Source organism: Lientehia hominis (assembly GCF_021044755.1).
Lineage (GTDB): Bacteria > Bacillota > Clostridia > Lachnospirales > Lachnospiraceae > Lientehia > Lientehia hominis.
Map to the genome: position 1 here is coordinate 116,915 of NZ_JAJNOR010000001.1, position 23,256 is coordinate 140,170.

Here is a 23,256-nt window from a genome sequence, read left to right on the forward strand (position 1 = left end):
TAAGCGTGTACCAAATAACAACCGAAAAGGAGGTGCTTCACATGTCTAAGAGCACAGGAAGCAGCAATCAGGTAAACGTACCTGAAGCAAAAGAAGCAATGGATCGCTTCAAAATGGAAGTAGCAAACGAACTGGGTGTACCGTTAAAGAATGGTTACAACGGTGACCTTACTTCTTACCAGAATGGTTCCGTAGGCGGATATATGGTTAAGAAGATGATCGAAGAGCAGGAAAGACAGATGGCTGGCAAATAAATAAGGCCTCTGACCTGAATGACCTGGAAATATAACAGTTTCCAAATGGAAAATGGCTGTCCGGACAAACATGCGGACAGCCATTTTTCTTATTTCATAGTACAAAACACTTTCTGGAAACATTTTTAGTAAGCTCTGATCAAGCTTAAGTTCAGCACCGGTAAAAGTTCCGGACCGTCACGATTTCGGTTCGCTGGCGATGCAGGGGCCGCTTTATCTCCGCTCCGGCAGTACCGCTCACATGTCGACAGGAAATCTTTATGATTTCCTGTCTCCTATTCGCTCAGAAACGGAATCGGTATTTCCGTTTCTGCCTCCCTCCGCCTGGAGAACACCGGCCGCTGCCCTGCGGCGCTCGCCTTAAGGCCGGCCCGGAATCCTTCTGCCGGTGCCCTGCCTGCCGCGCTGTATCGGACAAATTTCATTTCTTAGATTCCAGAAAAGGATTGGATATCCCCAGGGCCCGCACGCCTTACGGCAGCGGGCCTCCGTGGCCGCCCCAATGGCTTTCACAACAAACGAAAGCTTATTTCGGTGCGGGAAGAGGAGCAGGAGGAACGATCCGTTTCCATCGTAAGGGAAGCGCTGCAAAGGCGTTGGCAGGATCTTCTCGGCGGCAGGGAGGCAAAAATCGCATATCATGCGGATTTTTGTTGGAATCTGACATGGAAAAATATCGATTTATCCATGTCAGTTGGAAAGGACCGACCGAAGGCCGCAAAGATGCTGGTTACGGCTGCCAGCGACCCGCCTGGATGGAAGCGGACTTTCTCCTGTCTCGTCTGGTTTGCAAAGATAAATTTGTTTAAAAGATATTCAAAGGTATATATTTTGACACATCACTCCGCATAAAGTGCTGGGAAACTATCAATAAATTTCTTTCCTTCTGTGTTTAAGCAGCGGAAGCTGCTCTCTCACGCGTTCTACTTCCGTCAAATCTATGGTTTTCGTCAGAATGGACTCATCTTCTCCCGCTTCATATAGAATCTCTCCCCATGGCGATACCAGGATAGAATGTCCGTATGCGATATAGGAGGCGTTTTCGTCTGCGGCAGGAGAAATACCTGCCACAAAAATCTGGTTGTCCACGGCCCGGCTCCGGAACAAAAGCTCCCAATGTCTCGGTCCGGTCGTCCGATTAAAGGCCGCCGGGCAGAACACCATATTCGCCCCATCCTCTACCATTCTGCGGAATAGCTCCGGAAAACGGATATCATAACAGATACAAAGGCCCATCATCCCAAATTCTGTGGAAAAGACCGTCGCCTTATCTCCAGGCGTGAGAGTATCCGACTCTTTAAAATACTGTCCGCCTTTGATATCAATATCAAATAAATGGGATTTTCGGTGCTTTGCAATGATGCGGCCCTCCCGGTCAAAAACGAAAGAAGTGTTATAGATCTTCCCGGCATCATCCCGTTCAGGAAGACTGCCACCGATCAAATACACATGATTTTCCGCGGCGGCGGAAGAAAGTCTTCTTACGCTTTCTCCGTTCTCATCCTCTGCGTATACCGGAAAATTCTCTGTTTCATAAGGACAGGCGAACATCTCCGGCAGAATGACGAAATCCGCTCCGTCTCTTGCGGCAGCTTTGATCTTTTCTCCCGCAGCGATCAGACTGTCTTCTTTCGTCTTCCTCACCCTCATCTGAATCATTGAAACCTTACAGGATAATTTCATATCCGCTTCCTTTCATGTCCGGAATTTCCTTGAAAACCCATTCCGGCAATGCTATACTTGCTTTGTGGCGCAGACGGCAGAGGCTGTCTGCCGTATATCGATCTCTAAAACATTTCCAGGGAGTGCATATCATGGAACAGAATAGAAAAAAACACATTGTTACTGCGGTCATTGACCATATTTCCAGCTGTATGGCGCCGGTCATCCCCATCCTCGTCGCAGGAGGACTGGTAAAGCTCCTGGTCATCGTCCTGACCATGACGGGAGCACTGGCAGAGGGCAGTCATACAGAACTTGTCCTGTCCATAATCGGAGACGCTCCCCTCTATTTCCTGCCTTTTTTCCTTGCCTATACGGCTTCCGTCCATTTTCACGTGAATACAGTACTGGCCATAGGCGCGGTCGGAGCGATGATGAGCCCTGCTTTCGTGGAGCTGGTATCTTCGGCAGGAAAACTCTCTTTTGCGGGAATTCCCCTGGTAAAGGCTAACTATGCGTACAGCACCATTCCCATCATTCTGCTGATCGCAGCCATGATCTATGTGGAAAAGCTGGTACATAAACTGATGCCAAAGATTCTGGACGATATCCTGTCCCCCCTGGTGATTCTGCTCCTCTCGTCTTTGCTTGGCCTCCTTTTGATCGGCCCTATCGGAACACTGATCGGAAACTTTCTGTCCGGCATCATGGTATGGCTCCAGGCCCATGCGCCTGTGGCTGCCTGGGCTCTGTTTGCCGGTCTTTCTCCCCTCTTCGTCATCACCGGCACCCACTGGGTATTCGTCGCGGTGGCTCTCAGTCAGCTGGGAACGTTCGGCATCGAGGACGGCGTCATGGTGGGATTTTTCATCCTTACGCTGTCACAGGCAGGCACCTGTCTGGCCGCTTTTTTCCGGGCCAGGACTTCGGCCCTGAAAAAGCTGGCTTTAAGCTGTGCCGTCACAGTCTTTTTGACTGGCGTCACGGAACCGCCCATCTACGGTGTATCACTTCCGTACCGCCGGCCGCTGATCACATCCATGATCGGAGCAGCCCTCGCAGGCGCTTACCAGGGATTTGTTACGATCCACTGCTATGTATACGCCTTTCCGGGAATGCCGTCTTTCCTGATGTTTGCGGATTCCGGTGAACCTGACAATCTCATGAAAGCCATGATAGCCGCGGCCATAAGCTTCGCGGCATCCTTCCTTCTGACTCTGTTATTCGGAGGCCGCTTCGATGCGGACAGCCAGACGGAAGAAGCCGTTCATGCCTAAAGCAGTCAATACCCCAGCTCTTCTCCGACCAGCACTACCTTGATTCTGCCGGCAGGACTGCAGTTCCTGGTAATCAGAACCTGATTGCAGATACAGTCGGGTGATATGCAGTCCCCGCATACGCCGGTAACCGTACACGGCGTTTTTCTCTGAAAACGCTGCTGATTTGTGGGTGCAGCTATGGTCCTCGCCCGAACCAGCGCATCATCCGCTGTCTTCGCCACCTTATTCATACCAGCGACCACTATGACATATTCCGGCCCATATACGACCGCTGCAACGCGGTTCCCCGTACCGTCCACATTTACCAGCTGGCCGTCTTCACTGATTCCATTGGCGCTGGTCAAATAATATTCTGCAGACATGGCGTCCCTGTATGCTTTCTTTTTTTCTTCTTCATTCGCTGCCTTATCCCGGTCGATCGTCCGGTAATTCCCTCGATTCAGCGCATCCGTAAGTCCCATATCCCGGATGGTCATGGAACCTCCCCATGATACAGACGACTCTTCCGGTATTAATTCCAATACCTTTTGAAGGGCTTCTTCCCTTGTGGTGCAGTAATAAGCCTCGAAATGACGGCTTTCCAGATTCTTCACCACGGTAATGCCGCGCTTTTCCTGAAACAGTTCTTTAGGTGTTTTACTCATGTTTCCTTCCTCCAGTTCTTTTTCCGTTTAACGGATAACCTTATATAAGTATAGAATAGCATAAGATCACCGAAAAAAGCAATGTGAAGAAGGGTTCGTATCATCTATTGCCCAATACACCGGAGCAGCCGTTTCATCTCCTGTATTCCGCGTTCCTGTGACGTAATGATTGCTTCAAGAATCGGGACAAGCTCCCGGCAAATGGAATAGTTAAGTACGTTTTTTGACATCCGGACCGCACCCTCATGATGGGGAATCATCTCTCTCATGAAATCAGCATTGATATTGTTGTCGGAGCAGGCATTCTGCATCCGAGAAAACATGGTCTGCGTGATCTGCCGGAAATGCCTCTGATAAAGGCACAGATCCTGTTCTGAATTGCAAAGTCCGCTGCAGTTTGTCAATATCTGCTGCATATTTTCAATGCTTCTCGTCTGTTCACTTATGATATTCTGAGCGATGTCCTGTAAGGGCACAAAGGTCGTAAACTGCAAAAGATTATACGACATTTCGATAGCGGCCCGGTGATGGGGAATCATCTGTACAATAAAATTATGTGACAGACTCTCTGTCAGCTCAGCTTCTGTCATTTCTGAGATCATATCCTCCAGTATTTCATAATAGCAGCACAGATATTTCTTGGTAACATCACTGAATTGTTGTCTGCAAGACATTTGGCGTCCCTCCTTTTCCTTTTAGATTATTCATTATGCAGATAACAGGTGACCCCTTTATTTCGTATTTCAGAATATTTTCTATGAAACGGTAGAACATAAGACTGAAATAAGTATTGGAGGTGAATCGTAAATGACGACCAAAGAATTACTGTATGTTGAAGACGCGCTGGGCCATGAGAAATATTTTCAGACCAAGTGCAAAGAAACCGCAAATCAGATTCATGACACTGAACTGAAAAACTGCATAGAAGATATGGCACAGAAGCATCAGCAGATTTTTCAGAATTTCTACGAACTGCTGTAAGGAGGAAACGTAATGGACGACAAAAACCTGATGGAAAACATTCTACTGCTGGAAAAAGGCGTGTGTGATCTGTTTATGCATGGAACGATTGAATCTTCCACAGAAAACGTTCACCAGGCATTCAATTCCGCTTTAAACGATGCACTCTGCATGCAAGATACGATTTACGATAAAATGGCCGCAAAAGGCTGGTATCCCACCGAACAGGCAGAACAGTCTAAAATAACCTCCGTAAAGCAGAAATTTATCGGCTGATCTAGAAGACCAAAAAGAAGTAAATATGGAAAAATGCCGGCAAACTTCATGTTTGCCGGCATTTTTCCATATTCGTTCCCTTTATCACAGTTTTAAGAGAAGCTCTGTCAATTCTTCCACCGTATCGACGATATGCCCGGCACCTGCCTGTGAAAGCTCTTCATAGCCTCCATATCCGTATGTGACGCCTACAGAAACCACGCCGGCTTTCAATGCGCCGAAGATATCGTGCTTCCTGTCTCCTACCATAAAGACGTTTCCTTTATCTTCCGGTCCTGCGCCGAACCGTCTTAAAGCCTCTTCGATGACCTCACTCTTCTGAACACGCTCGCCGCTCAGTTCACTCCCCGTCACAAACTCAAAATAATCCAGGATTCCGAAATGCCTCAGAATCGGTTCCGCGAATACCCAGGGCTTGGAAGTCGCAACCCCCAGGCGTCTGCCCGATTCCTTAAGCGTTCTTAGCATGTCCTCTATCCCCTCATAAATCTCGTTTTCATACATTCCTTTTTCAGAAAACCGTTCCCGGTATTTCTTAACGGCTTCATCCGCCTGTTCCGGCTCAAAGCCGCAGTATTCCATGAACATGTCCTTTAGCGGAGGCCCGATGAACGGCGTCAGCCGATCGAGATCCGGCTCTGCATATCCCAAGGCCTCCATGCCATACTGGACACATCTGGTAATCCCTTCTTTCGGGTCCGTAAGAGTGCCGTCCAGATCAAATAAAATTATCTGTGCCATTTTATTCCTCCGTAACTGCCAATTTCTTAGTCTTCCACCTGCCGCTGGCAAACCTGCTCCCAGAAATCAGGGCTCCCACAATCCATCCGATGGGAATCGCCCACCAGATTCCACTGGCTCCCATGGGGGAAGCGGCCAGAATATGAGCGCCGGCCACCCGAACGGAAAAATTGCACAGAGTGGCGAGCATGAATACCCGGACATCGCCGGCTCCCCGAAGGACTCCATTAAAGACATTCATCGTGCCCATCACAACGTAAAAGGAAGAAACCACCCGCATATAGTGGACTCCAACTCCGATGGCTTCCGCACTCGTTCCGCTGTCCATGAAAGCACCTATAAAAGCTCCTCCGAAGAAATACAGAATCACCGCCAGGGACACAGAGATTGAAGAAGCTATGATAAGACCGGAACACATCCCCGACTTGACCCTCTCCGTTTTTTTGGCTCCCATATTCTGAGCTGTAAACGTGGACACCGCGTTTCCCACCTGAACCATGGGATTGATGGCTATCGTATCAATCTTAGTAGCTGCCGTATATCCTGCGATCACGACAGAACCGTAGCTGTTCACAAGTCCCTGGACAAATACAAGCCCCAGAGACACGATGGACTGCTGGATGGTGGTAGGGACCGCCAGGCGGAACATCTGCCCCAGCAGACGGCCGCTGAACAGCGCCGGCTTCTCTTTTGTCTCAATCCTTCTCACGCTCCTTATGAGAACAAGAAAAGAAAGGACTGCGGAAATCCCCTGGGCTATCAGTGTTGCCCAAGCCACACCCGGGACTCCCATATGGAGCCCAATCACAAAATACAAATCCAGTATCACATTGAGGATAGAGGACATGGTCAGAAAAATAAGAGGGAATCTCGACTCCCCCAGAGCGTTGAAGATGGAATTCAGGATATTGTACATGAACAAAAACACCAGGCCCATACAGTAGATCCGCAGATAGGCGGCCGCATCTGCAAAAATATTTTCCGGTACCTTCATGGATCTCAGAATCCATTCGTGGGCCGCCAGACCGAATATGGACAGAATCACACTGAGAACGAGCATGGAGATCAGCGCAGTGTGGATTGCCAGCTTCATCGTATCCATATTTTTGGCTCCGAACAGCTGGGAGATCACTACGGAACAGCCGATGCCCATGCCTATGGCGACAGCGATAAACAGAAAAGTGATCGCCGTGGTGGTTCCGACCGCCGCCAGGGCATCTTCACCCACAAAATTGCCCACCACCATGGAATCCACCACATTATAAAGCTGCTGAAACAGATTCCCGAGCACCATGGGCATCGCAAATTTGAACAAAGTGGGAAACGGTTTTCCCACAGACATATCCTTTGCCATAATTTAAGACTTCCTTATTTTAAATTCTTTGTGAGCTTTTTACTCACTCCATCCCTAAAAATACCACATTTTCGTTGTTTCTACAAGGAATATATTGCGGCATTTTTTTTATTGTGCTATGCTTGTTCCTGATGCTGTTTGAAATCAAGTGAATGGAGTGAGTTTATGACAGAAGAAAAAATCCAAAAGACACAGCCGCAGGAAAACAAAATGGGGGTCATGCCGGTCAATAAGCTGCTGATCAGCATGTCTTTACCCATCATGATTTCCATGCTGGTACAAGCAATGTATAATATCGTAGACAGTGTATTCGTGGGACGGCTGTCGGAAGCCGCCCTTACAGCCGTATCCATGGCGTTTCCCATTCAAAGTCTCATGATCGCCTTCGGTACTGGTACTGCAGTCGGCATCAATGCGTATCTTTCCAGGAATCTGGGAGAAAGGAATTTTGCTCAGGCAGACGCCGCTGCTATCAACGGGATTTTCCTGGCATTTTTAAGCTATATTGCCTTTGCCGTTTTCGGTCTGTTCGGAAGCCGTTTCTTTTTTGCCAGCCAGATACAGGATGAAGTGATCGTCCGGTACGGAACGGATTATCTGACCATCTGTACGATGGTGTCCATCGGCCTTTTCATGCAGATGACGCTGGAACGTATCCTTCAGTCTACCGGTAAAACAATCTATACCATGATTACCCAGGGGACAGGCGCCATCATCAATATCATCTTCGATCCGATCATGATCTTCGGCCTGTTTGGTTTTCCCCGCATGGAAGTGGCAGGAGCCGCAGCGGCTACGGTCCTGGGCCAGTGTGTCGCCGCCGTGATGGCTCTCATTTTCAATTTAAAGAAAAACGACGAGCTGCACTTCCGTTTCCGCAAATTCCGTCCAAGCGGCTACATCATCCGGCAGATCTACAAGGTCGGGATTCCTTCTATCATCATGCAGGCAGTCGTCTCCCTGATGACTCTTTTAATGAATGGAATCCTCCTAATGTTCTCTTCCACTGCCGTATCGGTGTTCGGAGTATATTTTAAGCTTCAGAGCTTTGTTTTCATGCCAGTCTTTGGCCTGAATAACGGCATGATTCCCATTGTCGCCTACAATTTCGGAGCGAGAAAGAAAAAACGAATCATAGATACCATCAAACTGAGTGTCGTTATTGCGGTCGGTATCATGGCAGTGGGCTTTGCTGTATTCCAAATCTTTCCAGAAGCCCTCATCCGGATGTTTAACAACTCTCCCGATATGATTTCCATGGGAGTCCCCGCTCTGCGCAGAATCAGCCTCTGCTTTGTATTCGCGGGAGCCGCCATCGTTATCTCCTCTGTGTTTCAGGCTCTGGGCAATGGATTTTACAGCCTGCTGATTTCCCTGATCCGGCAGATTTTCGTCATCGTGCCAGTCGCTTATCTGTTCGCAGTCTCCATTGGCCTGGATGCCGTCTGGTTTGCCTTTCCGATTGCAGAGATCGTTTCAGCCGCCCTGTGCGTCGTTCTCCTGATCAGGACTTATAGAAAACAGTTAAAAAACATACCGGATTCTGCGCCGGAAAGCGTCTGAATCCAAATACACAAAAGCCCGGAAGGAGCCAGCACATTACAAGTGCAGCCCCATCCGGGTCTTTCTTTTAATACCTTTGAATACCTTTCAAACAAACCTATCTTTACGAATCAGAGAGACAGGAGGAAGTCCGCTTCCATCCAGGCGGGTCGCTGGCAGCCGTAACCAGAATCTTTGCGGCCTTTAGTCGGTCCTTTCCAACTGACATGGATAAATCGATATTTTTCCATGTCAGATTCCAACAAAAATCCGCATGATATGCGATTTTTGCCTCCCTGCGGCCGGGAAGATCCTGCTAACGCCTTTGCAGCGCTCCCCTTACGATGGAATCGGACTTCCTCCTGCTCCTCTTCCCGCACCGAAATAAGCTTTTATTTGTTGTGAAAGCTATTGGGGCGGCCACGGAGGCCCGCCGCCGTAAGGCGTGCGGGCCCTGGGGATATCCGCTCCTTTTCTGGAATCTAAGAAATGAAATTTGTCCGGTACAGCGCGGCAGGCAGGGCGCCGGCAGAGAGATTCCGGGCCGGCCTAAAGGAGAGCGCCGCAGGGCAGAGGCCGATGTTCCTCAGGCGGAGGGAGGCAGAAACGGAAATACCGATTCCGTTTCTGAGCGAACAGGAGACGGGAAATCATAAAGATTTCCTGTCGACATGTGAGCGGTACTTCCGGAGCGGGGATAAAGCGGCCCCTGCATCGCCAGCGAACCGAAATCGTGACGGTCCGGAACTTCTGCCGGTACTGAACTTAAGCTTGATCGGAGCTAACTAAAAATGATCCCAAAAAGTATTTTGTAGCATATTTACATGGATTCTGCGATTGCCTTGACCAGAGCTTCCAGCTGCGGAAGCTGCTCTTCTTTGAGTGCGGATTTAATCGTCAGCTCTTCGGAAAGAATCGTCATATTCTTCATAGAAGATAAGATTTCCTTCATCTGCCTGCCCGCTGCCGGAGCCCAGGTTCCATTCTCTATCACCGCCGCCGTGCGGTTCTGCAGATTATGTGCCTTAAGCTCCATAAGAAGCGTCTCCATGGGAGTAAAAATCCCTCCGTTGTAAGTGGACGACGCAAATACCAGATGACTGCACCGGAAAGCCTCAGAGAGCACATAAGAAGGGTCCGTCACTGATACGTCATACATAACGATGTTCTTCACCCCGGCATCTGCGAGACGAGAAGCGAGGACATTCACTGCATTTTCCGTATTTCCATAGATGGAGCCATAAGCGATCATCACTGCCGAATCTTCCGGCGTATAGCTGCTCCACATTTTATATTTGTTGATGAACCAGCCGAGGCCTTCTCTCCATACGGGGCCGTGGAGGGGGCAGATCATCCGGATGTCCAAAGCGGATGCTTTTTTCAGCAGGGACTGTACCTGCGGGCCGTACTTTCCTACGATATTCGTCAGATATCTTCTGGCGTCGTCCAGCCAGTCCCTCTCAAAGTTCATTTCATCCGCATAGAGATTTCCGCTCAACGCTCCGAAGGTGCCGAAAGCATCTGCGGAAAACAGAGCGCCGGTGACGGAGTCATAAGTCACCATAGTCTCCGGCCAGTGTACCATAGGCGCCATTACAAACGTCAGCGTATGCTTTCCTGTATTCAAGGTATCCATTTCTTTTACCAAGAGAATCCTGGCATCCACATCAAAGGAATAGAACTGTTTCAGCATGGAGGCTGTTTTTGTATTGCACACCAGCTTAACATCCGGATAGCGGAGCACCACGCCGGCAATGGCCGCACAATGGTCAGGCTCCATATGGTCGATCACCAGATAATCCAGCCCTCTCTCCCCCAATACATGGGCGAGGTTTTCAAAAAACAATTCACTTATGGAAGAATCCACCGTATCCAGCAGTACGGTCTTTTCGTCCATCAGGACATACGCATTATAGGAAACGCCATTTGGTATGGGATAAATATTTTCAAATAGCGCAAGCCTGCGGTCACTTCCGCCGATCCAGTATAAATCTTCTGTAATATTCTTCACACAGTACATGATCTGTATTTCCCTCCTGTATTCAGTCTGTCCGGTATTATTGTTCCCAGGGAATATTGGGATGTTCAATTCCCTTATCCCGAAGCATCAGGTCTTCCACCGCGTCTGAGGCTTTCTTCCCTTCAAAGAGCACCTTGTTGATCTCCTTCGTTATGGGCATCTGCACCCCGTATTTATCCGCCAGCTTTGCCGCGGCTTTGGCAGAATATACGCCTTCGACGACCATCTGTACTTCTTTCATCGCCTCATCCATGGTCTTCCCCTGCCCAATGAGAATGCCGGCCCGTCTGTTCCGGCTGTGCATGCTGGCGCAGGTCACGATCAGATCACCGACCCCGCTCAGACCATACATAGTTTCCATCCTGGCTCCCATTTTCAGAGCCAGCCTGGTGATCTCCGCCATCCCTCTGGTGATCAATGCCGCCTTTGTATTGTCGCCGTATCCCAGGCCGTCCGCAACGCCGGCTGCAAGGGCTATGACATTCTTCAGGGAGCCGCCCAGTTCAATCCCCATGATATCAGGGCTTGTATAGACCCTGAACACATTGCACATGAAAATGTTCTGGATATATTCCGCTGTCTTTTTATCCCCTGCCCCTACGACACAGGTGGTCGGAATCCCTCTGCCCACTTCTTCCGCGTGGCTGGGACCGGAAAGGACTGCCACATTTGCACAGGGAATCTCTTCCTCGATCTGCTCTGACAGTGTCATCAGGGACTCCTCTTCGATTCCTTTCGCCACATTGACTATAATCTGCCCTTTTTCCACAAAGGGAGACATCCTCTTTGCCGTGGCACGGGTAAATACAGAGGGGACGGAAAGGACCATGAGGTCAGCTCCTTTTATACATGCTTCAAGGTCCCCGGTGATTTCCATATCCTCCGGAATCGGTACACCCGGCAGATTCTTGTGCTCCCGTTTTTCCCGGAGCATATCCACCTCTTCTTTGATCGCTGACCATACCTTTACCGTATGCCCCTTCTTATACAGCAGAAGGGATAAGGCCATCCCCCATGTGCCGGAACCGATTATACTGATATTCGCCATAATTTCTTCTCCTTCAGAACCGTCTGGTCCTCTTTCATTCTAAATTCTTATTTCTTGGAACCGAATTTATTTTCCGTCCCATGCAGCAGCCGCTTGATATTGGCACGGTGGCGCCAATAGGCCAAAGCGGCGAACACTAGAACAACGATATAGGACTCCGTCAGATACGCTCCTGTCAGCGGCAGAAGCCCAAAGAGTCCGAATCCGATCCACATAGCCAGGAATATGCTGACCACCAGCAGAGAGCCGACGGAGACGATTCTGGTCGCCGCCACGCTGATGATAAAAGCTAAGAGACAAACCAGGGTGATCCTCCAGTCCATACTGATGATCACGCCCGACGTGGCGGCAATTCCCTTTCCGCCTTTAAAATGCAGATAAAAAGGATAGTTATGCCCCAGCACGACGCCAAGCCCTCCATATAACATCAGAAGAGGCGCCATTTCCGGCTGTGTCTTTCCATAGAGAAAGCGTACCAGGAGACAGAGGACGATGGCTTTCAGAAAATCGCCCAAAAATACGACTGCTCCGGCCTTTTTCCCCAGCACCCGCAGAGCGTTGGTAGTCCCGGCATTTCCGCTCCCATACTGTCTGATATCCTTGTGTATGATCTTTCCGTAGATATAGCCGGTCTGAATAAGGCCAAAAGCGTAGCCGGCCGCAAGACAAATAAGACGTTCCATGATTACTCCTTGTCCTTCCTTTCCCTGGTGATGAACCGGAGGGACGTTCCGCCGAAGCCGAAGGCCTCCCGGATTTTGTTTTCCAGATATCTGGTATATGAAAAATGCATCAGTTCCTTGTCGTTCACAAAGAGGACAAAGGTCGGAGGCTTTACGGCCACCTGTGTCATATAATAGATCTTCAGGCGATGCCCCTTATCTGACGGAGGCTGCTGCATGGCCACGGCTTCCATCAAGATCTCATTTAAGACTCCCGTTGAAATTCTCAGGTTCTGATTTTCTATGACTACATCAATATGATCAAACAGCTTCGGCAGACGCTGGCCGGAAAGGGCGGAAATATATATGATATCCGCATAAGGCATAAAAGAAAGAATCTCCCGGATCTTCGCGGAAAACTCATTGACCGTCTTATTATTTTTCTCTATGGCATCCCATTTATTGACGGTGATGATGATTCCCTTTCCCCTCTCATGGGCAATGCCGGCAATCTTGGCATCCTGCTCCGTCACACCCTCAGTAGCATCGATGACCAGGACCACCACATCGGCCCTTTCCACCGCCGTGACGGTACGGATGATACTGTAGCGTTCCAGTTCTTCCTTTATTTTACTCTTCCTCCGGAGACCTGCCGTATCAATGAACACATATTCCGTCCCATTTCGTTTTATGACCGTATCAATGGCATCTCTCGTAGTTCCCGCGATATCGGATACGATTACCCGATTCTCTCCCAGAAGCTTGTTGATGATCGAGGATTTCCCCACATTTGGTTTTCCCACGATGGCAACCCTTGGCCTGTCATCGTCCTCATCGTCTCCCTCCTGTATGTCAAAATGCTTTACGACTTCGTCCAGGAGATCTCCAATCCCCAGCCTGGAAGCAGCTGAAACAGGAACTGGATCCCCAATTCCCAAATTATAAAATTCATAGACATCAGGCATAAATTTTGAAAAGCTGTCCACCTTGTTGACGACGAGCACCACCGGTTTTCCAGAGCGGCGCAGCATATCCGCCACCTTCGCATCGGAATCCACCAGCCCCTGGCGGACATCGGTAATAAAGATGATCACATCTGCCGTAGCGATGGCGATTTCCGCCTGTTCCCGCATCTGGGACAATATGATATCTTTGGTATCCGGCTCTATGCCTCCTGTATCGATTAAGGTAAATCTGCTGTTCAGCCAGGTGCAGTCCGCGTAGATTCTATCACGGGTGACTCCCGGCGTATCTTTTACAATGGAGATCATCTCCCCTGCCAGTACATTGAACAGAGTGGATTTCCCCACGTTGGGGCGGCCTACAATGGCCACGATTGGTTTACTCATCTGGATTCTCCTTTAATTCATATGCCTGATATACGGCCGTTTCACCAGTCCCGCAGGCTCCTGTCAGGGCATCTACAAACTCCTGCCCACTGGATTTTACAATAACTACTCTCGTCTGCAGAGCCGTCTCTACCTGCTCCACGGTGATATCATCCAGAAAAACGTTCTCTCCGCTCCGGAGCATATTCACCGGGAGGAGGAGCCTGTTTCCCAGGTCCTTTCCCTTTAACTGTTCCATCAGATCAGTTCCCGTGATCAGCCCTGATACGGTGATCTTTTCTCCAAAAAACCGGTTCTCTATGGCGTATATACGGACTTCAGGTCCTTTACACCGTGCCCGTACCCGGCCTGCAAGCTTTTCTATAAAAGGAGCGGCCAGGCATCCGGTTGCGATGGACACCGCCTGTACTTCCGCCTCCCTCTCTGCTGCCGCCGAAAGAGCTTCCTCCACTTCTTCTAAAAGAAGCCTGAGCATCCCCACTCCATTTTCAAGCTGCAGATATCCGTCATAGCGCGCTTCCTCGGGAAGCTCCCTCCCCGTCATCAGATAGAACTCATCACTGGCATGGATAAAATGACTTCCGCAGCGTTCAAAATAATAGTTCTGCCACGCTTCAACACGGCGGACGGTATCCTCCATATCTTCTTTTGTCAGAGATTCCAAAGGAAATAGGGATTTTCTGTACCGGGTAAGTCCCACCGGGACTACCGATACGCTTTTCATATGAGGCAGATATTTTTCCAGAGCCTCAATGGTATAATCAAGATGCTTTCTGTCATTGATTCCTCTGCAAAGTACAATCTGCCCGTTCATCTCAATACCAGCATCCGAAAGCCGGCGGATTTTCGCAAGAGCCTCCCCGGCGAACCGGTTATGGAGCATCCGGCAGCGAAGCTCCGGTTCCATGGTATGAATGGAAATGTTGATCGGACCCAGATGATAGGCGATGATACGGTCTATATCGTGGTCGCTCATATTGGTGAGCGTGACATAATTCCCCTGCAGAAAGGAAAGGCGGCTGTCATCGTCTTTAAAGTACAGCGTGTCCCGCATCCCGGCAGGCATCTGGTCAATGAAGCAGAACATACACTTATTTCTGCAGGAGCGGTATTCATCCATCAGGCCGTTTTCAAACTCAGCCCCCAAGTCTTCATCCTCGTCCTTCTCGATTTCCAAAAGCCATTCCTCCCCGTCCGGCTTTTTCACAAGAAGTTCCACATACGTATCTTCCATATAATACTGATAATCAAAAATATCTTCAATCCTGTGCCCGTTTATTTCCAACAGGACATCTCCGGGGGCAAGCCCCAGATCTTCCGCTGCGGAATCGGGATGCACACGGGTGATGACATGTCCTTCTTTTTTCATAATCACACTCCTGGGCGGACCTTCCGCACCTTTCCTATCATAACAATATTTGCCTCCTTTGTAAAGGATTTGCTTCTTTTGTACTTGCGAAAAGGCGCAAGAAATGTTATAAATTGTATGGGTGGATATGAGCGGGAGGTTTCTGTTCTGCCACTGCACAAGGATATATCATTACTGGAGGATTCCCATGTCCAACGATTACGCTTTTAAAAATACGATACCTGTAGCACCGCTTAAGCTCTGCGCTCTGGAAAGCTGCCGTTCCTTTGCGGAGAAGGTCAACCGGCATATCGTGACCTTCCGAAAAAACGATACGGAAGAGCTGCTGAGCCGTAAGGCCAGCATCGAATACCGCGGCTATGACTGCAATTCTTATCTGCTGAACGCTTCCTGCCCCAGATTTGGCACTGGGGAAGGGAAAGGTCTCATTCACGAATCTGTGAGAGGCACCGATCTTTTCATCATGGTCGATGTGGTCAACTACAGCCTCACTTATACCGTCTGCGGCCACCAGAACTTCATGTCTCCAGACGACCACTATCAGGATTTAAAACGAATCATCGGCGCATCCATCGCCAACGCCCACCGTGTGAATGTAGTCATGCCTTTCCTGTATGAAGGACGTCAGCATAAACGCAGCAAACGGGAATCATTGGACTGCGCCTGCGCACTGGAGGAGTTATCCAATATGGGCGTGGCAAATATCATCACCTTTGATGCCCACGATCCCAGAGTACAAAATGCTATCCCGCTGCATGGATTTGACAATTTCATGCCGCCTTATCAGTTCATCAAGGCGGTGTTTCAAAAAGACCATGATCTGATCATTGACAAGGATCACTTAATGGTCATCAGCCCGGATGAGGGAGCCATGGGGCGCGCCGTATATTTTGCCAACAACCTGGGCGTCAATATGGGGATGTTCTATAAACGCCGTGATTATTCTACGGTCATCAACGGCAGAAACCCTATCGTAGCCCATGAATTTCTGGGTGCTGATGTGGCGGGAAAGACCGTGATCATCATCGATGATATGATCTCCTCGGGTGAAAGCATGCTGGACACTGCCAAGGAGCTGAAGGACCGCCACGCGGACAAGGTAATCATCTGCTGTACCTTCGGTCTGTTCACAGACGGCTTTGATAAATTCGACGAATTCCACAGCCGCGGCTATTTCGACTACGTGGTCACCACAAACCTGAACTACCGTCCGGACGAACTTTTAGCTCGCGACTGGTATCTGGAGGCAGATATGTCCAAATTTACCGCTGCCATCATCAACACTATCAACCATGACCAGTCTCTGAACACGATCATCGATCCTACCGAAAAGATTCAAAAGCTGATCGCGAAATACAACCGGACCCGTGAAGAACAATTCCGGCAGTTTGAGCTCAACTTTAAATAAATACAGTACTTTTAAAAAGGGGCCATATTCCATCAGGGACATGACCTCTTTTTTATGTTTTAAATACTCTTCTTTTTCCTGCTGACTGCCAAAAGAGCTGCCGCCGCAGACATAACAAATATCAGCCATGCCGCATTGGATTCATCTCCAGTCTTTACATTGCCGTTTGAAAGAGTCTTTGTCGCTCCTCCCGCCGTCTTTGTATTCCCACCGGCTGTTTTAGCAGCGCCTCCCGGCGTCTTTCCGTCATTTTTGGAGTCGCCTCCATTATTCGTTTCATTTCCGTCCTGCTTATTGTCATCCTGTTTATTATCGTCCTGCTTGTTATCGTCCTTTTTGTCTTCCTCTTCTTGGAAGGCATCGATCTTAGCCTGAACAACGGATACGGCGCTGTAATTCTCCAGATATTTCTCGTCGTCCTCCAGCACACCGTCATGAAGCCGCCTGATCTCATCTAAAAGGGACTGCAGAGTACCGATGTTATCTTTGTTGATCTCCAGCTGATTTCCCAGCTTATTCTGCTCGATCAGCTCATTGATGAGCTTTACCTTTGCAGGGCTTACATAATATTCGTAGCTTTCCAGGTTCATCAGGTCCTTTTTATTCAGTCCCTCTGCCGCTTTGTCGACCGCATCGATGAGCCCGCGGTTTTCCAAAGTTATGGTCACTCCGGGAAGGGTCTCATTTATGAGAGCGTCCACATCGCTTCTCTGTTTGATGACCTGGTCCACACGTGCTTTCGCCGAGGTGAGTCGGGAAAGGTTCGTAATGGCAGATGTGTCATCTCCAAGCGCATTCACTCTCTCTAAAAGTGAATAGATTCCATCCTTATCCGTCGTCAGGATATCCGCTTCTGCGGGCAGCTTTTCAATATCCGCCACGATCGCGTCGGTGATCACCTTCCGCTCCAGAATCGGAATCTGTGCATAGGCCGCTTCCAGAATACTGTAGCCGATGACCCGCTCTTTGTCAGCTTCCTCCATCAATTGGTAACCCTGGTACAGGTTCTCGATCATATCCCTGTCGTTCAGGGTGATATCGTCTATCGACGGAATCGCCGCTATCCCGTTATTCATCCGTTCTGCCGGATCCATGGAAGAAATAGCCATGATGTCAAGAAGCTTCTGATACTGTGTCACCACCGCCTTTTCACTGTCGCTCAGCGCGTCATACCGGGATTTGATCCTTCTTATCTCCGCATCATTGTAAAACTTATATTCATTCACTTCCGGCTGACGTTTAATCTGCTGGTCCACATCCGCGCCGGTAATGATTCTGGACGCCAGATCATCCAGACCATATGCATAAAGGTAATTGGCATCGTTATAATAATAGATCAAACCGTTGCTGCCGATGGTCATGCTCTGGGAACAATACTGACCCACGCCTATGTTTTCCACCTTCTCGTAGATTGGGGTCGTCTGTCCTACACTGTCCTGAATGATATACATGTTGGAAACCCGGTCGGAAACGGCTCCCTCCGGCGCATAGGGCACCACATAAAGATAGACCTTGTGGTTATTTGCTTCTGTTGCATATGCGGTGGAAAGTACCGGTGTTCCCTTTGAGGCAATCTCATCAATCCGGTAAATCTCCGTCATGGTATTGGCATCGATAACACGGAAGGGTTCGCCGCTGCCGCCGTGTCCGCCGCCGCCGCACACATATAATCTGTCATTATAGATGACTGGAGAGGATTTGATGCCGGCTCCCGCAATATCCGATTTGAACCATTTCTCCGATTCTCTGTTAAAGGTGCCGTCCGCGTTCATTTTGATGGAAAGGATCGCGCCGCTGTTCATGGCAAGCGTCACATAAAGGCGCTGGTTCTTTTCATAATAATTCGGAGTCGACTGTACCTGATATCCGTCCAGCATTAAAGTATCCACTATTTCTCCCGTTTTGGAGTTCACAGCAAATAGTCTGCCGTCTGTATCGCCGAAATACGCATAATCACCGACGAACTCCGCGCCGCCCCACAAAAAGCCCTGGTTGGAAGTGGGCAGAGCACCTACTGACCATTCCGGACTGATATCATAGTCAAGCTTTTCATCCGTTGCGATAAAGGCATAGTAATCTCCTTTTCCGTAAGATGCAAAATAGAAATATCCGTCATGATACATGATCGGCGTCTCGATCTGAGCCCCGCTCAATGCAACTGTCTGATAAAGGAACTCCAAGGTATCCGCATTAAATACACGCACACGGGTTTTATTGTTGTCATCAATGCTCATTGCAAATACTTTTCCATCCGCGCAAGTCACCTGAGGAAGAAGCATCATGCTCTTGGGCACATCATTTTCAGCCTCGATCACACCGGTTTCCGGGTTTACCTTCCGGACCTTGTTATCGGACGTGTAGTATACATAGTCATTGTAATATGCAGGCGCACTGACGTGCTGCATCATCGTGTTTCCGCCCGTTGCCTGGATTTTCCATTTTTCTGTCAGTTCATCTCCGGTCTGAGGCGTCTTCGCATCTGAAATACCCTTTAGATCCTCATTGCCAAGGAACTGATTCCAGTTTAAAACATCCTCAGGAGAAGGATTCTCTGTCTTGGCCAGAAGCTGGTTATAATAATGCTCCGCTTCTGTCAGCACATCATAGTTGCTCACCTTCGGCTTTTCCGATTCCGCCAGTCTGTTATAGGCTTCTCTTGCCGCATCGATCTTAGGTTTACTTAGTCTTAAGGTAACGCCTCCGATAAAGGAAATCATGTTCTCCACATATGAAACGTCGCTGTAATCCGCCGCTTTTACCAGGCTTTCCTGGATATTGACTGCCTGTCCCTTTCCGACGCTCAAGCTCTTTTCCAGATCCTGATAGCCACTCGCCGTTATCTTATAGGTGTAGCTGCCGGCTGGAAGAGTGTAGACACCGTTCACCGGCGCCATTTCCGCACTGTCGGAATTGAACACGGTTACAGAAGCAAACACTGGGTCAGGCTGGAAGGTAACATCGTAAGATTTTGTCACCTTCAGATTATATGCAGTCGACGTCTCCGTGCCACCTGTCGTATCCTTCGCAACAACAGGTATGGTGAACGTATCTTCATCCGGCAGAGCGACTGTTACATTCCCGCCTTCCACATCCGGATCACTGAGAACGCCATTTACTGTCAGCTGCTGAACATCCCCGTCCGCAGATCTCTGAATCGCCCCAATCGTCATGGAAGTGTCCGATGAAGGAACCACAACTTCGTATTCTGTGGTGCTGTAATTGAATTTGGGACTCAGAGTGGCAGTGCTCATATCCTGGGTGTATACATTCAGCGCGCTCAAAGCGGGCTTCCAGTTTACGGTTACCTGATACTCCTTTTCATTCCCATCTGCGTCTGTCAGCTTCAGTGTAAGAACATTTGAGCCGTTCTTCAGCAGGTTGGAAAGTACCACGCCCCGGCTGTTTCCGGCTGTCAAAACGACAGAAGACGCCGAATCAGATCCGTAAGGGACATAAGAAGCCTCAATGGTCTGAGCATTCTCCGCATTCACCTTGATATAAAGGTTTCTGTTTGTATAACGGTAGACCGTGCAGCCGTATTCCAAGACACTGCTGTCAAATTCTTTGTCCAGTGGAAGTTTGTTGCTCTCGGTAATGCTGGTGCTGTTGCCAAGCATCAGACTGGTCAGCTGTGCCAAAGAAACACCGGAGTATAAACTTATCCTTTCCTCAGCCGCTTTCATTGCGGAATTTTCCGCCGCAGTCGTTTCCTCGGAGGTTTCCGGAATGGTATCCCCGGGAGTACTCTCCGTCTTGGCCTCCGTAGTCTCCTCAATCTTTGTTTCCTCTCCGGCCGTCGTTTCGATTTCCCCCGTCGAAACAACCGTTTCTTTCGGATCGCCTGAAACAGTTGATGACGCTTCTTCACTGGCAGCCAGCGAATTCATCGGGACTGTGCCGGCCAGGAGAAGAAACGACAGCACTAAAGATAGTACTTGTTTTTTGATCTTGCTTATCCTTCTCATCTTTTTCTCCTTCTTTTGGCAGAAATTAAAATCCAGATGACCATCCGGTACATCTGGATTTAAAACAGCTTTAATAAACCCAGACCTTCCCTCCCGAAAAGTCACCCATTGCAATGCCGGCAGGTCTCCTGACTCGAGTTCCCTTTACTGATCTGCGTCTTCCCGGTCTCCCAGTGACTTATGCAGACGTTCATCCCTCTTACAGTAGCGGGGGCTGTCCCGGTTTTTCACCGTGTTCCCTATTAATGTAACATACAACCGCCATTGCGAATTTCATTTTCTGCTTCTATTTATGTTTTCTCACGGGTATATAAATATCCATGCAGGAAGCGTGTTTATCCTTACATCTGGCATCGTAATACTCAAAATCATAGCCTTCTTCATCCAGGTCATAGCCGCTGGTCTCTAGCCAATCCTCATATATGTATTTCCAGGTCTCCCGGATGCTCTCCGCAAAAGCTTTATGCCCCTCTTCCAGGGTCGTGTCCAGCGGTCTTGTCGTAAATACCGCATACTCCGCTGCAGGAATCGTAATCACATCCAATCCTTCCGGACCAGTCTGATCTGCTTCTAGTTTTTTACCGAAAAAATAGGACAAATTACCCTGAGCATCCGGCTCCTTCAGCCATAAACCAATTTTCACCGTGTTCTCATCCATATGTCCATGATGATGTTTTTGTTTCTCCCCGGAGCCTTTCTCCCGAAACCAGTACGCCCCGTCCTGAGCACCGTCAAGCTCTTTTTTATCAGACCCACAGCTGTGTCCCAATACACGAATCGGTCCTAACTCTACAAATTTGGGTTCTTCCATTTGTACCCCTCCTATACCGCAGGCCTGCATTTTCAAATATTCTGTGGGCGTACAACCGAATTTCTTTTTAAATGCCTTTACGAAACCGCTGGGTGTTTCAAATCCCACTTCCAAAGCCGCTTCAAATATACCGGTTCCTTTTTTCACCTTTTCTGCCGCCAGCTCCAGCCGTTTTTCCCGTATATAAGAGGCTAAAGACATACCGTTTGAAATCTGGAAAATCCGGCAGAAATGATAATAAGAATAATGATACCGCTTTGCCAGCTCCATAGCTGACAGCTCTGACTCCAGATGGCTGTCAATATAGTCCCGGCATTCTTTCATCATATCTGTGCACCCCACTGCTATTCCTCCTGCACTTTCTTCACTATAGCACATACCTTCTCCGGTTTTCTAATCCGGAATTGCGGTTTCACCGGAATTTACCAGTAATGCCCGCCGATATCCCTTCCCAGGTCACAGGTATAGATCCACTGAATGACATCATTGTCTTCCAGAACATATTTTGCACATCCGTAGTTGGGGAACCATCCGTTGACCGTATACATCCATCCGCTGCCTTCCCCGCAGTCAAATTCATTCAGATGGTTGATGCCTACAATGTAGCCGGCTCCATGTACGCCGTCGTTCCGGAATTCCAGTTTGATCCCGGTTTCCCTTGTCGTCCGTTTCAGGACGTCAAATACGGTCTCTCCTTCATAAAGCTCCACCTCGGAAGCGGATAAGATCACACCATTGCCGGGGATATACCCCTCTAAACCTTCTGTCAGCTGATCCATATTGTTCAAAACGGTATCGCAGCGGATTTCTATGATACAGGTACGGGTTATTTCTTCCGGCTCCGTCGCAGTCTGGGTTGGTGCGGGCTGAGCCGCCGCAGGCTGAGTCGGAGCCGTCTGGGAATTTCCGCCCTGATTCCCAGACGTATTCCCTTCCGTATTTTCCGCGCCGCCGCCGGAACTGGGATTCCCCCCAGAGACCGTATTTTCTTCGCCCTGCGCGCCAGAGGGAACAGTTCCCTCTTTTGTCTCTTCCTGTGATGACGTACTTTCCGACGCCTCGGAACCGCTTTCTCCAGATGTTCCTTTTGAAGCTTCCGATGAATCGGTGCCCTTCGTACCAGTATTCGTATTTCCGTGATTTACCAGCTCTTTTTCTTCACCCCGGAGAATAACATAATCCCCGCCCTGTTCCACGTCAAGTTCCAGAGATCCGTCCTTTAGAGAAACCTCCAGCTCCTCGATTCCCTTTGCTTCTCCGTCATATCTGCAGGCCAGATAATTTTCCTTCTGACTGAAATCTCCTTTCAGAACAAGCGTCGCTTTTCCCGGAAGCTTTCCATCGTGACGAAGGGAAAAATTGCAAACTCTCTCCGCCCCATAGCTGTCCGAAATCTGCTGGTACAGATTGGCCGTATATACGCCGTCTTCTTTGATATCCAGGTTGACAGGAGCCGCCACATCCAGATTGTTTCCTTCAATCCTCCATTCTGCCTGAAGATCCTCGGATACCTCTTCCGTGTGTTCTTTCATCCCTCCCTCATCTATAAGGGCCTGAATATCTGCCGCAGAAATGGAATTTTCGTTTTTCGCCTTTTTAAAATCCTCTATATCAGATTTAATTTGTTCCAATGCTTTTTTAGAATCATCCTCAGAGGCTTTTCTGTCCGCCATCACGGCAGCGGCAGCCTCCACTTTTTCCGAAAATGATTTTACCGTGTATTCCGAATACTGCCCGTTATCGTTCCCTTTATCAGCCGTGTTCACAAGCTCCCGCCCGATGGATACCTGTTTGGAAATCTTGCTCTTAATATCCGGGCCTTTAATGGAAAAATGCAGTACGATCCCGGCCACGATCACGACAAACAAGATACCCAATATGATTTTTCTCACTTTATTCTCTTTCATATTT

22 protein-coding genes and 1 riboswitch are annotated in these 23,256 nt (G+C 49.0%); of the genes, 8 read left to right on the plus strand and 14 right to left on the minus strand.

The window, feature by feature from the left end; all coding sequences use genetic code 11:
• Positions 1-41: 41 nt before the first annotated feature.
• Positions 42-254, plus strand: coding sequence for an alpha/beta-type small acid-soluble spore protein (locus tag LQE92_RS00555; protein ID WP_147595810.1), 213 nt, complete (start codon positions 42-44; stop codon positions 252-254).
• Between the two features lie 275 nt (positions 255-529).
• Here the strand turns inward: LQE92_RS00555 and LQE92_RS00560 are convergent, their stop codons facing one another.
• Positions 530-679, minus strand: coding sequence for a hypothetical protein (locus LQE92_RS00560; protein ID WP_231061069.1), 150 nt, complete (start codon positions 677-679; stop codon positions 530-532).
• Between the two features lie 109 nt (positions 680-788).
• Here LQE92_RS00560 and LQE92_RS00565 point away from each other — a divergent pair, with 109 nt between their 5' ends.
• Positions 789-1,106, plus strand: a complete 318-nt coding sequence (locus LQE92_RS00565; RefSeq protein ID WP_231061070.1) for a hypothetical protein — start codon at positions 789-791, stop codon at positions 1,104-1,106.
• A gap of 15 nt (positions 1,107-1,121) precedes the next feature.
• Here the strand turns inward: LQE92_RS00565 and LQE92_RS00570 are convergent, their stop codons facing one another.
• Positions 1,122-1,937, minus strand: a complete 816-nt coding sequence (locus tag LQE92_RS00570; protein WP_231061071.1) for a carbon-nitrogen hydrolase family protein — start codon at positions 1,935-1,937, stop codon at positions 1,122-1,124.
• A gap of 131 nt (positions 1,938-2,068) precedes the next feature.
• Here LQE92_RS00570 and LQE92_RS00575 point away from each other — a divergent pair, with 131 nt between their 5' ends.
• Complete coding sequence (locus LQE92_RS00575) at positions 2,069-3,193, plus strand: PTS transporter subunit EIIC (RefSeq protein WP_231061072.1); 1,125 nt, start codon at positions 2,069-2,071, stop codon at positions 3,191-3,193.
• Positions 3,194-3,198: 5 nt separating this feature from the next.
• Here the strand turns inward: LQE92_RS00575 and LQE92_RS00580 are convergent, their stop codons facing one another.
• Positions 3,199-3,840, minus strand: coding sequence for a lactate utilization protein (locus LQE92_RS00580; RefSeq protein WP_231061073.1), 642 nt, complete (start codon positions 3,838-3,840; stop codon positions 3,199-3,201).
• A 104-nt stretch (positions 3,841-3,944) separates the two neighbouring features.
• A complete protein-coding gene (locus LQE92_RS00585; RefSeq protein ID WP_231061074.1) occupies positions 3,945-4,514 on the minus strand; it encodes a DUF305 domain-containing protein in 570 nt (189 codons plus the stop codon).
• A gap of 133 nt (positions 4,515-4,647) precedes the next feature.
• Here LQE92_RS00585 and LQE92_RS00590 point away from each other — a divergent pair, with 133 nt between their 5' ends.
• Complete coding sequence (locus tag LQE92_RS00590; protein ID WP_231061075.1) at positions 4,648-4,821, plus strand: hypothetical protein; 174 nt, start codon at positions 4,648-4,650, stop codon at positions 4,819-4,821.
• Between the two features lie 12 nt (positions 4,822-4,833).
• The gene (locus LQE92_RS00595) at positions 4,834-5,076 is read left to right on the plus strand and encodes a spore coat protein (protein WP_231061076.1); all 243 of its coding nucleotides are present in this window, start codon (positions 4,834-4,836) and stop codon (positions 5,074-5,076) included.
• Positions 5,077-5,160: 84 nt separating this feature from the next.
• Here the strand turns inward: LQE92_RS00595 and LQE92_RS00600 are convergent, their stop codons facing one another.
• Together LQE92_RS00600 and LQE92_RS00605 are read right to left on the minus strand one after the other, a co-directional pair.
• A complete protein-coding gene (locus LQE92_RS00600; RefSeq protein WP_231061077.1) occupies positions 5,161-5,817 on the minus strand; it encodes an HAD family hydrolase in 657 nt (218 codons plus the stop codon).
• 1 nt (position 5,818) lies between these two features.
• Positions 5,819-7,171, minus strand: coding sequence for an MATE family efflux transporter (locus LQE92_RS00605; protein WP_231061078.1), 1,353 nt, complete (start codon positions 7,169-7,171; stop codon positions 5,819-5,821).
• Positions 7,172-7,336: 165 nt separating this feature from the next.
• Between LQE92_RS00605 and LQE92_RS00610 the strand changes: the two genes are divergently transcribed.
• Together LQE92_RS00610 and LQE92_RS00615 are read left to right on the plus strand one after the other, a co-directional pair.
• Positions 7,337-8,734, plus strand: a complete 1,398-nt coding sequence (locus LQE92_RS00610) for an MATE family efflux transporter (protein ID WP_231061079.1) — start codon at positions 7,337-7,339, stop codon at positions 8,732-8,734.
• 468 nt (positions 8,735-9,202) lie between these two features.
• The gene (locus LQE92_RS00615; RefSeq protein WP_231061080.1) at positions 9,203-9,502 is read left to right on the plus strand and encodes a hypothetical protein; all 300 of its coding nucleotides are present in this window, start codon (positions 9,203-9,205) and stop codon (positions 9,500-9,502) included.
• A gap of 31 nt (positions 9,503-9,533) precedes the next feature.
• On the opposite strand, the gene LQE92_RS00620 is transcribed toward LQE92_RS00615, so the two are convergent.
• Genes LQE92_RS00620 through LQE92_RS00640 form a run of 5 tightly spaced genes read right to left on the minus strand, consistent with a single transcriptional unit; the run spans position 9,534 to position 15,161 of the window.
• On the minus strand, positions 9,534-10,733 hold the full coding sequence (locus tag LQE92_RS00620) for an FprA family A-type flavoprotein (protein WP_231061081.1): 1,200 nt from the start codon (positions 10,731-10,733) through the stop codon (positions 9,534-9,536).
• Between the two features lie 37 nt (positions 10,734-10,770).
• The gene (locus LQE92_RS00625) at positions 10,771-11,781 is read right to left on the minus strand and encodes an NAD(P)H-dependent glycerol-3-phosphate dehydrogenase (RefSeq protein ID WP_231061082.1); all 1,011 of its coding nucleotides are present in this window, start codon (positions 11,779-11,781) and stop codon (positions 10,771-10,773) included.
• 47 nt (positions 11,782-11,828) lie between these two features.
• Positions 11,829-12,464: a glycerol-3-phosphate 1-O-acyltransferase PlsY gene (plsY, locus tag LQE92_RS00630; protein ID WP_231061083.1), complete on the minus strand. Its 636-nt coding sequence runs from the start codon at positions 12,462-12,464 to the stop codon at positions 11,829-11,831.
• A gap of 2 nt (positions 12,465-12,466) precedes the next feature.
• Complete coding sequence (der, locus tag LQE92_RS00635; RefSeq protein WP_231061084.1) at positions 12,467-13,792, minus strand: ribosome biogenesis GTPase Der; 1,326 nt, start codon at positions 13,790-13,792, stop codon at positions 12,467-12,469.
• A complete protein-coding gene (locus LQE92_RS00640; protein ID WP_231061085.1) occupies positions 13,785-15,161 on the minus strand; it encodes a DUF512 domain-containing protein in 1,377 nt (458 codons plus the stop codon). Before LQE92_RS00640 ends, der begins: the two co-directional genes overlap by 8 nt.
• A gap of 187 nt (positions 15,162-15,348) precedes the next feature.
• On the opposite strand from LQE92_RS00640, the gene LQE92_RS00645 reads away from it, so the two are divergent.
• On the plus strand, positions 15,349-16,569 hold the full coding sequence (locus tag LQE92_RS00645) for a ribose-phosphate pyrophosphokinase (RefSeq protein WP_231061086.1): 1,221 nt from the start codon (positions 15,349-15,351) through the stop codon (positions 16,567-16,569).
• A gap of 59 nt (positions 16,570-16,628) precedes the next feature.
• Here the strand turns inward: LQE92_RS00645 and LQE92_RS00650 are convergent, their stop codons facing one another.
• From LQE92_RS00650 to LQE92_RS00660, 3 genes are all read right to left on the minus strand, one after another.
• A complete protein-coding gene (locus tag LQE92_RS00650) occupies positions 16,629-20,534 on the minus strand; it encodes a cadherin-like beta sandwich domain-containing protein (protein ID WP_231061087.1) in 3,906 nt (1,301 codons plus the stop codon).
• Between the two features lie 101 nt (positions 20,535-20,635).
• A riboswitch (cobalamin riboswitch) is annotated at positions 20,636-20,812 on the minus strand.
• Positions 20,813-20,820: 8 nt separating this feature from the next.
• Complete coding sequence (locus tag LQE92_RS00655) at positions 20,821-21,687, minus strand: AraC family transcriptional regulator (protein ID WP_231061088.1); 867 nt, start codon at positions 21,685-21,687, stop codon at positions 20,821-20,823.
• A gap of 80 nt (positions 21,688-21,767) precedes the next feature.
• Positions 21,768-23,252, minus strand: coding sequence for a DUF4430 domain-containing protein (locus LQE92_RS00660; protein ID WP_231061089.1), 1,485 nt, complete (start codon positions 23,250-23,252; stop codon positions 21,768-21,770).
• Positions 23,253-23,256 lie beyond the last annotated feature (4 nt).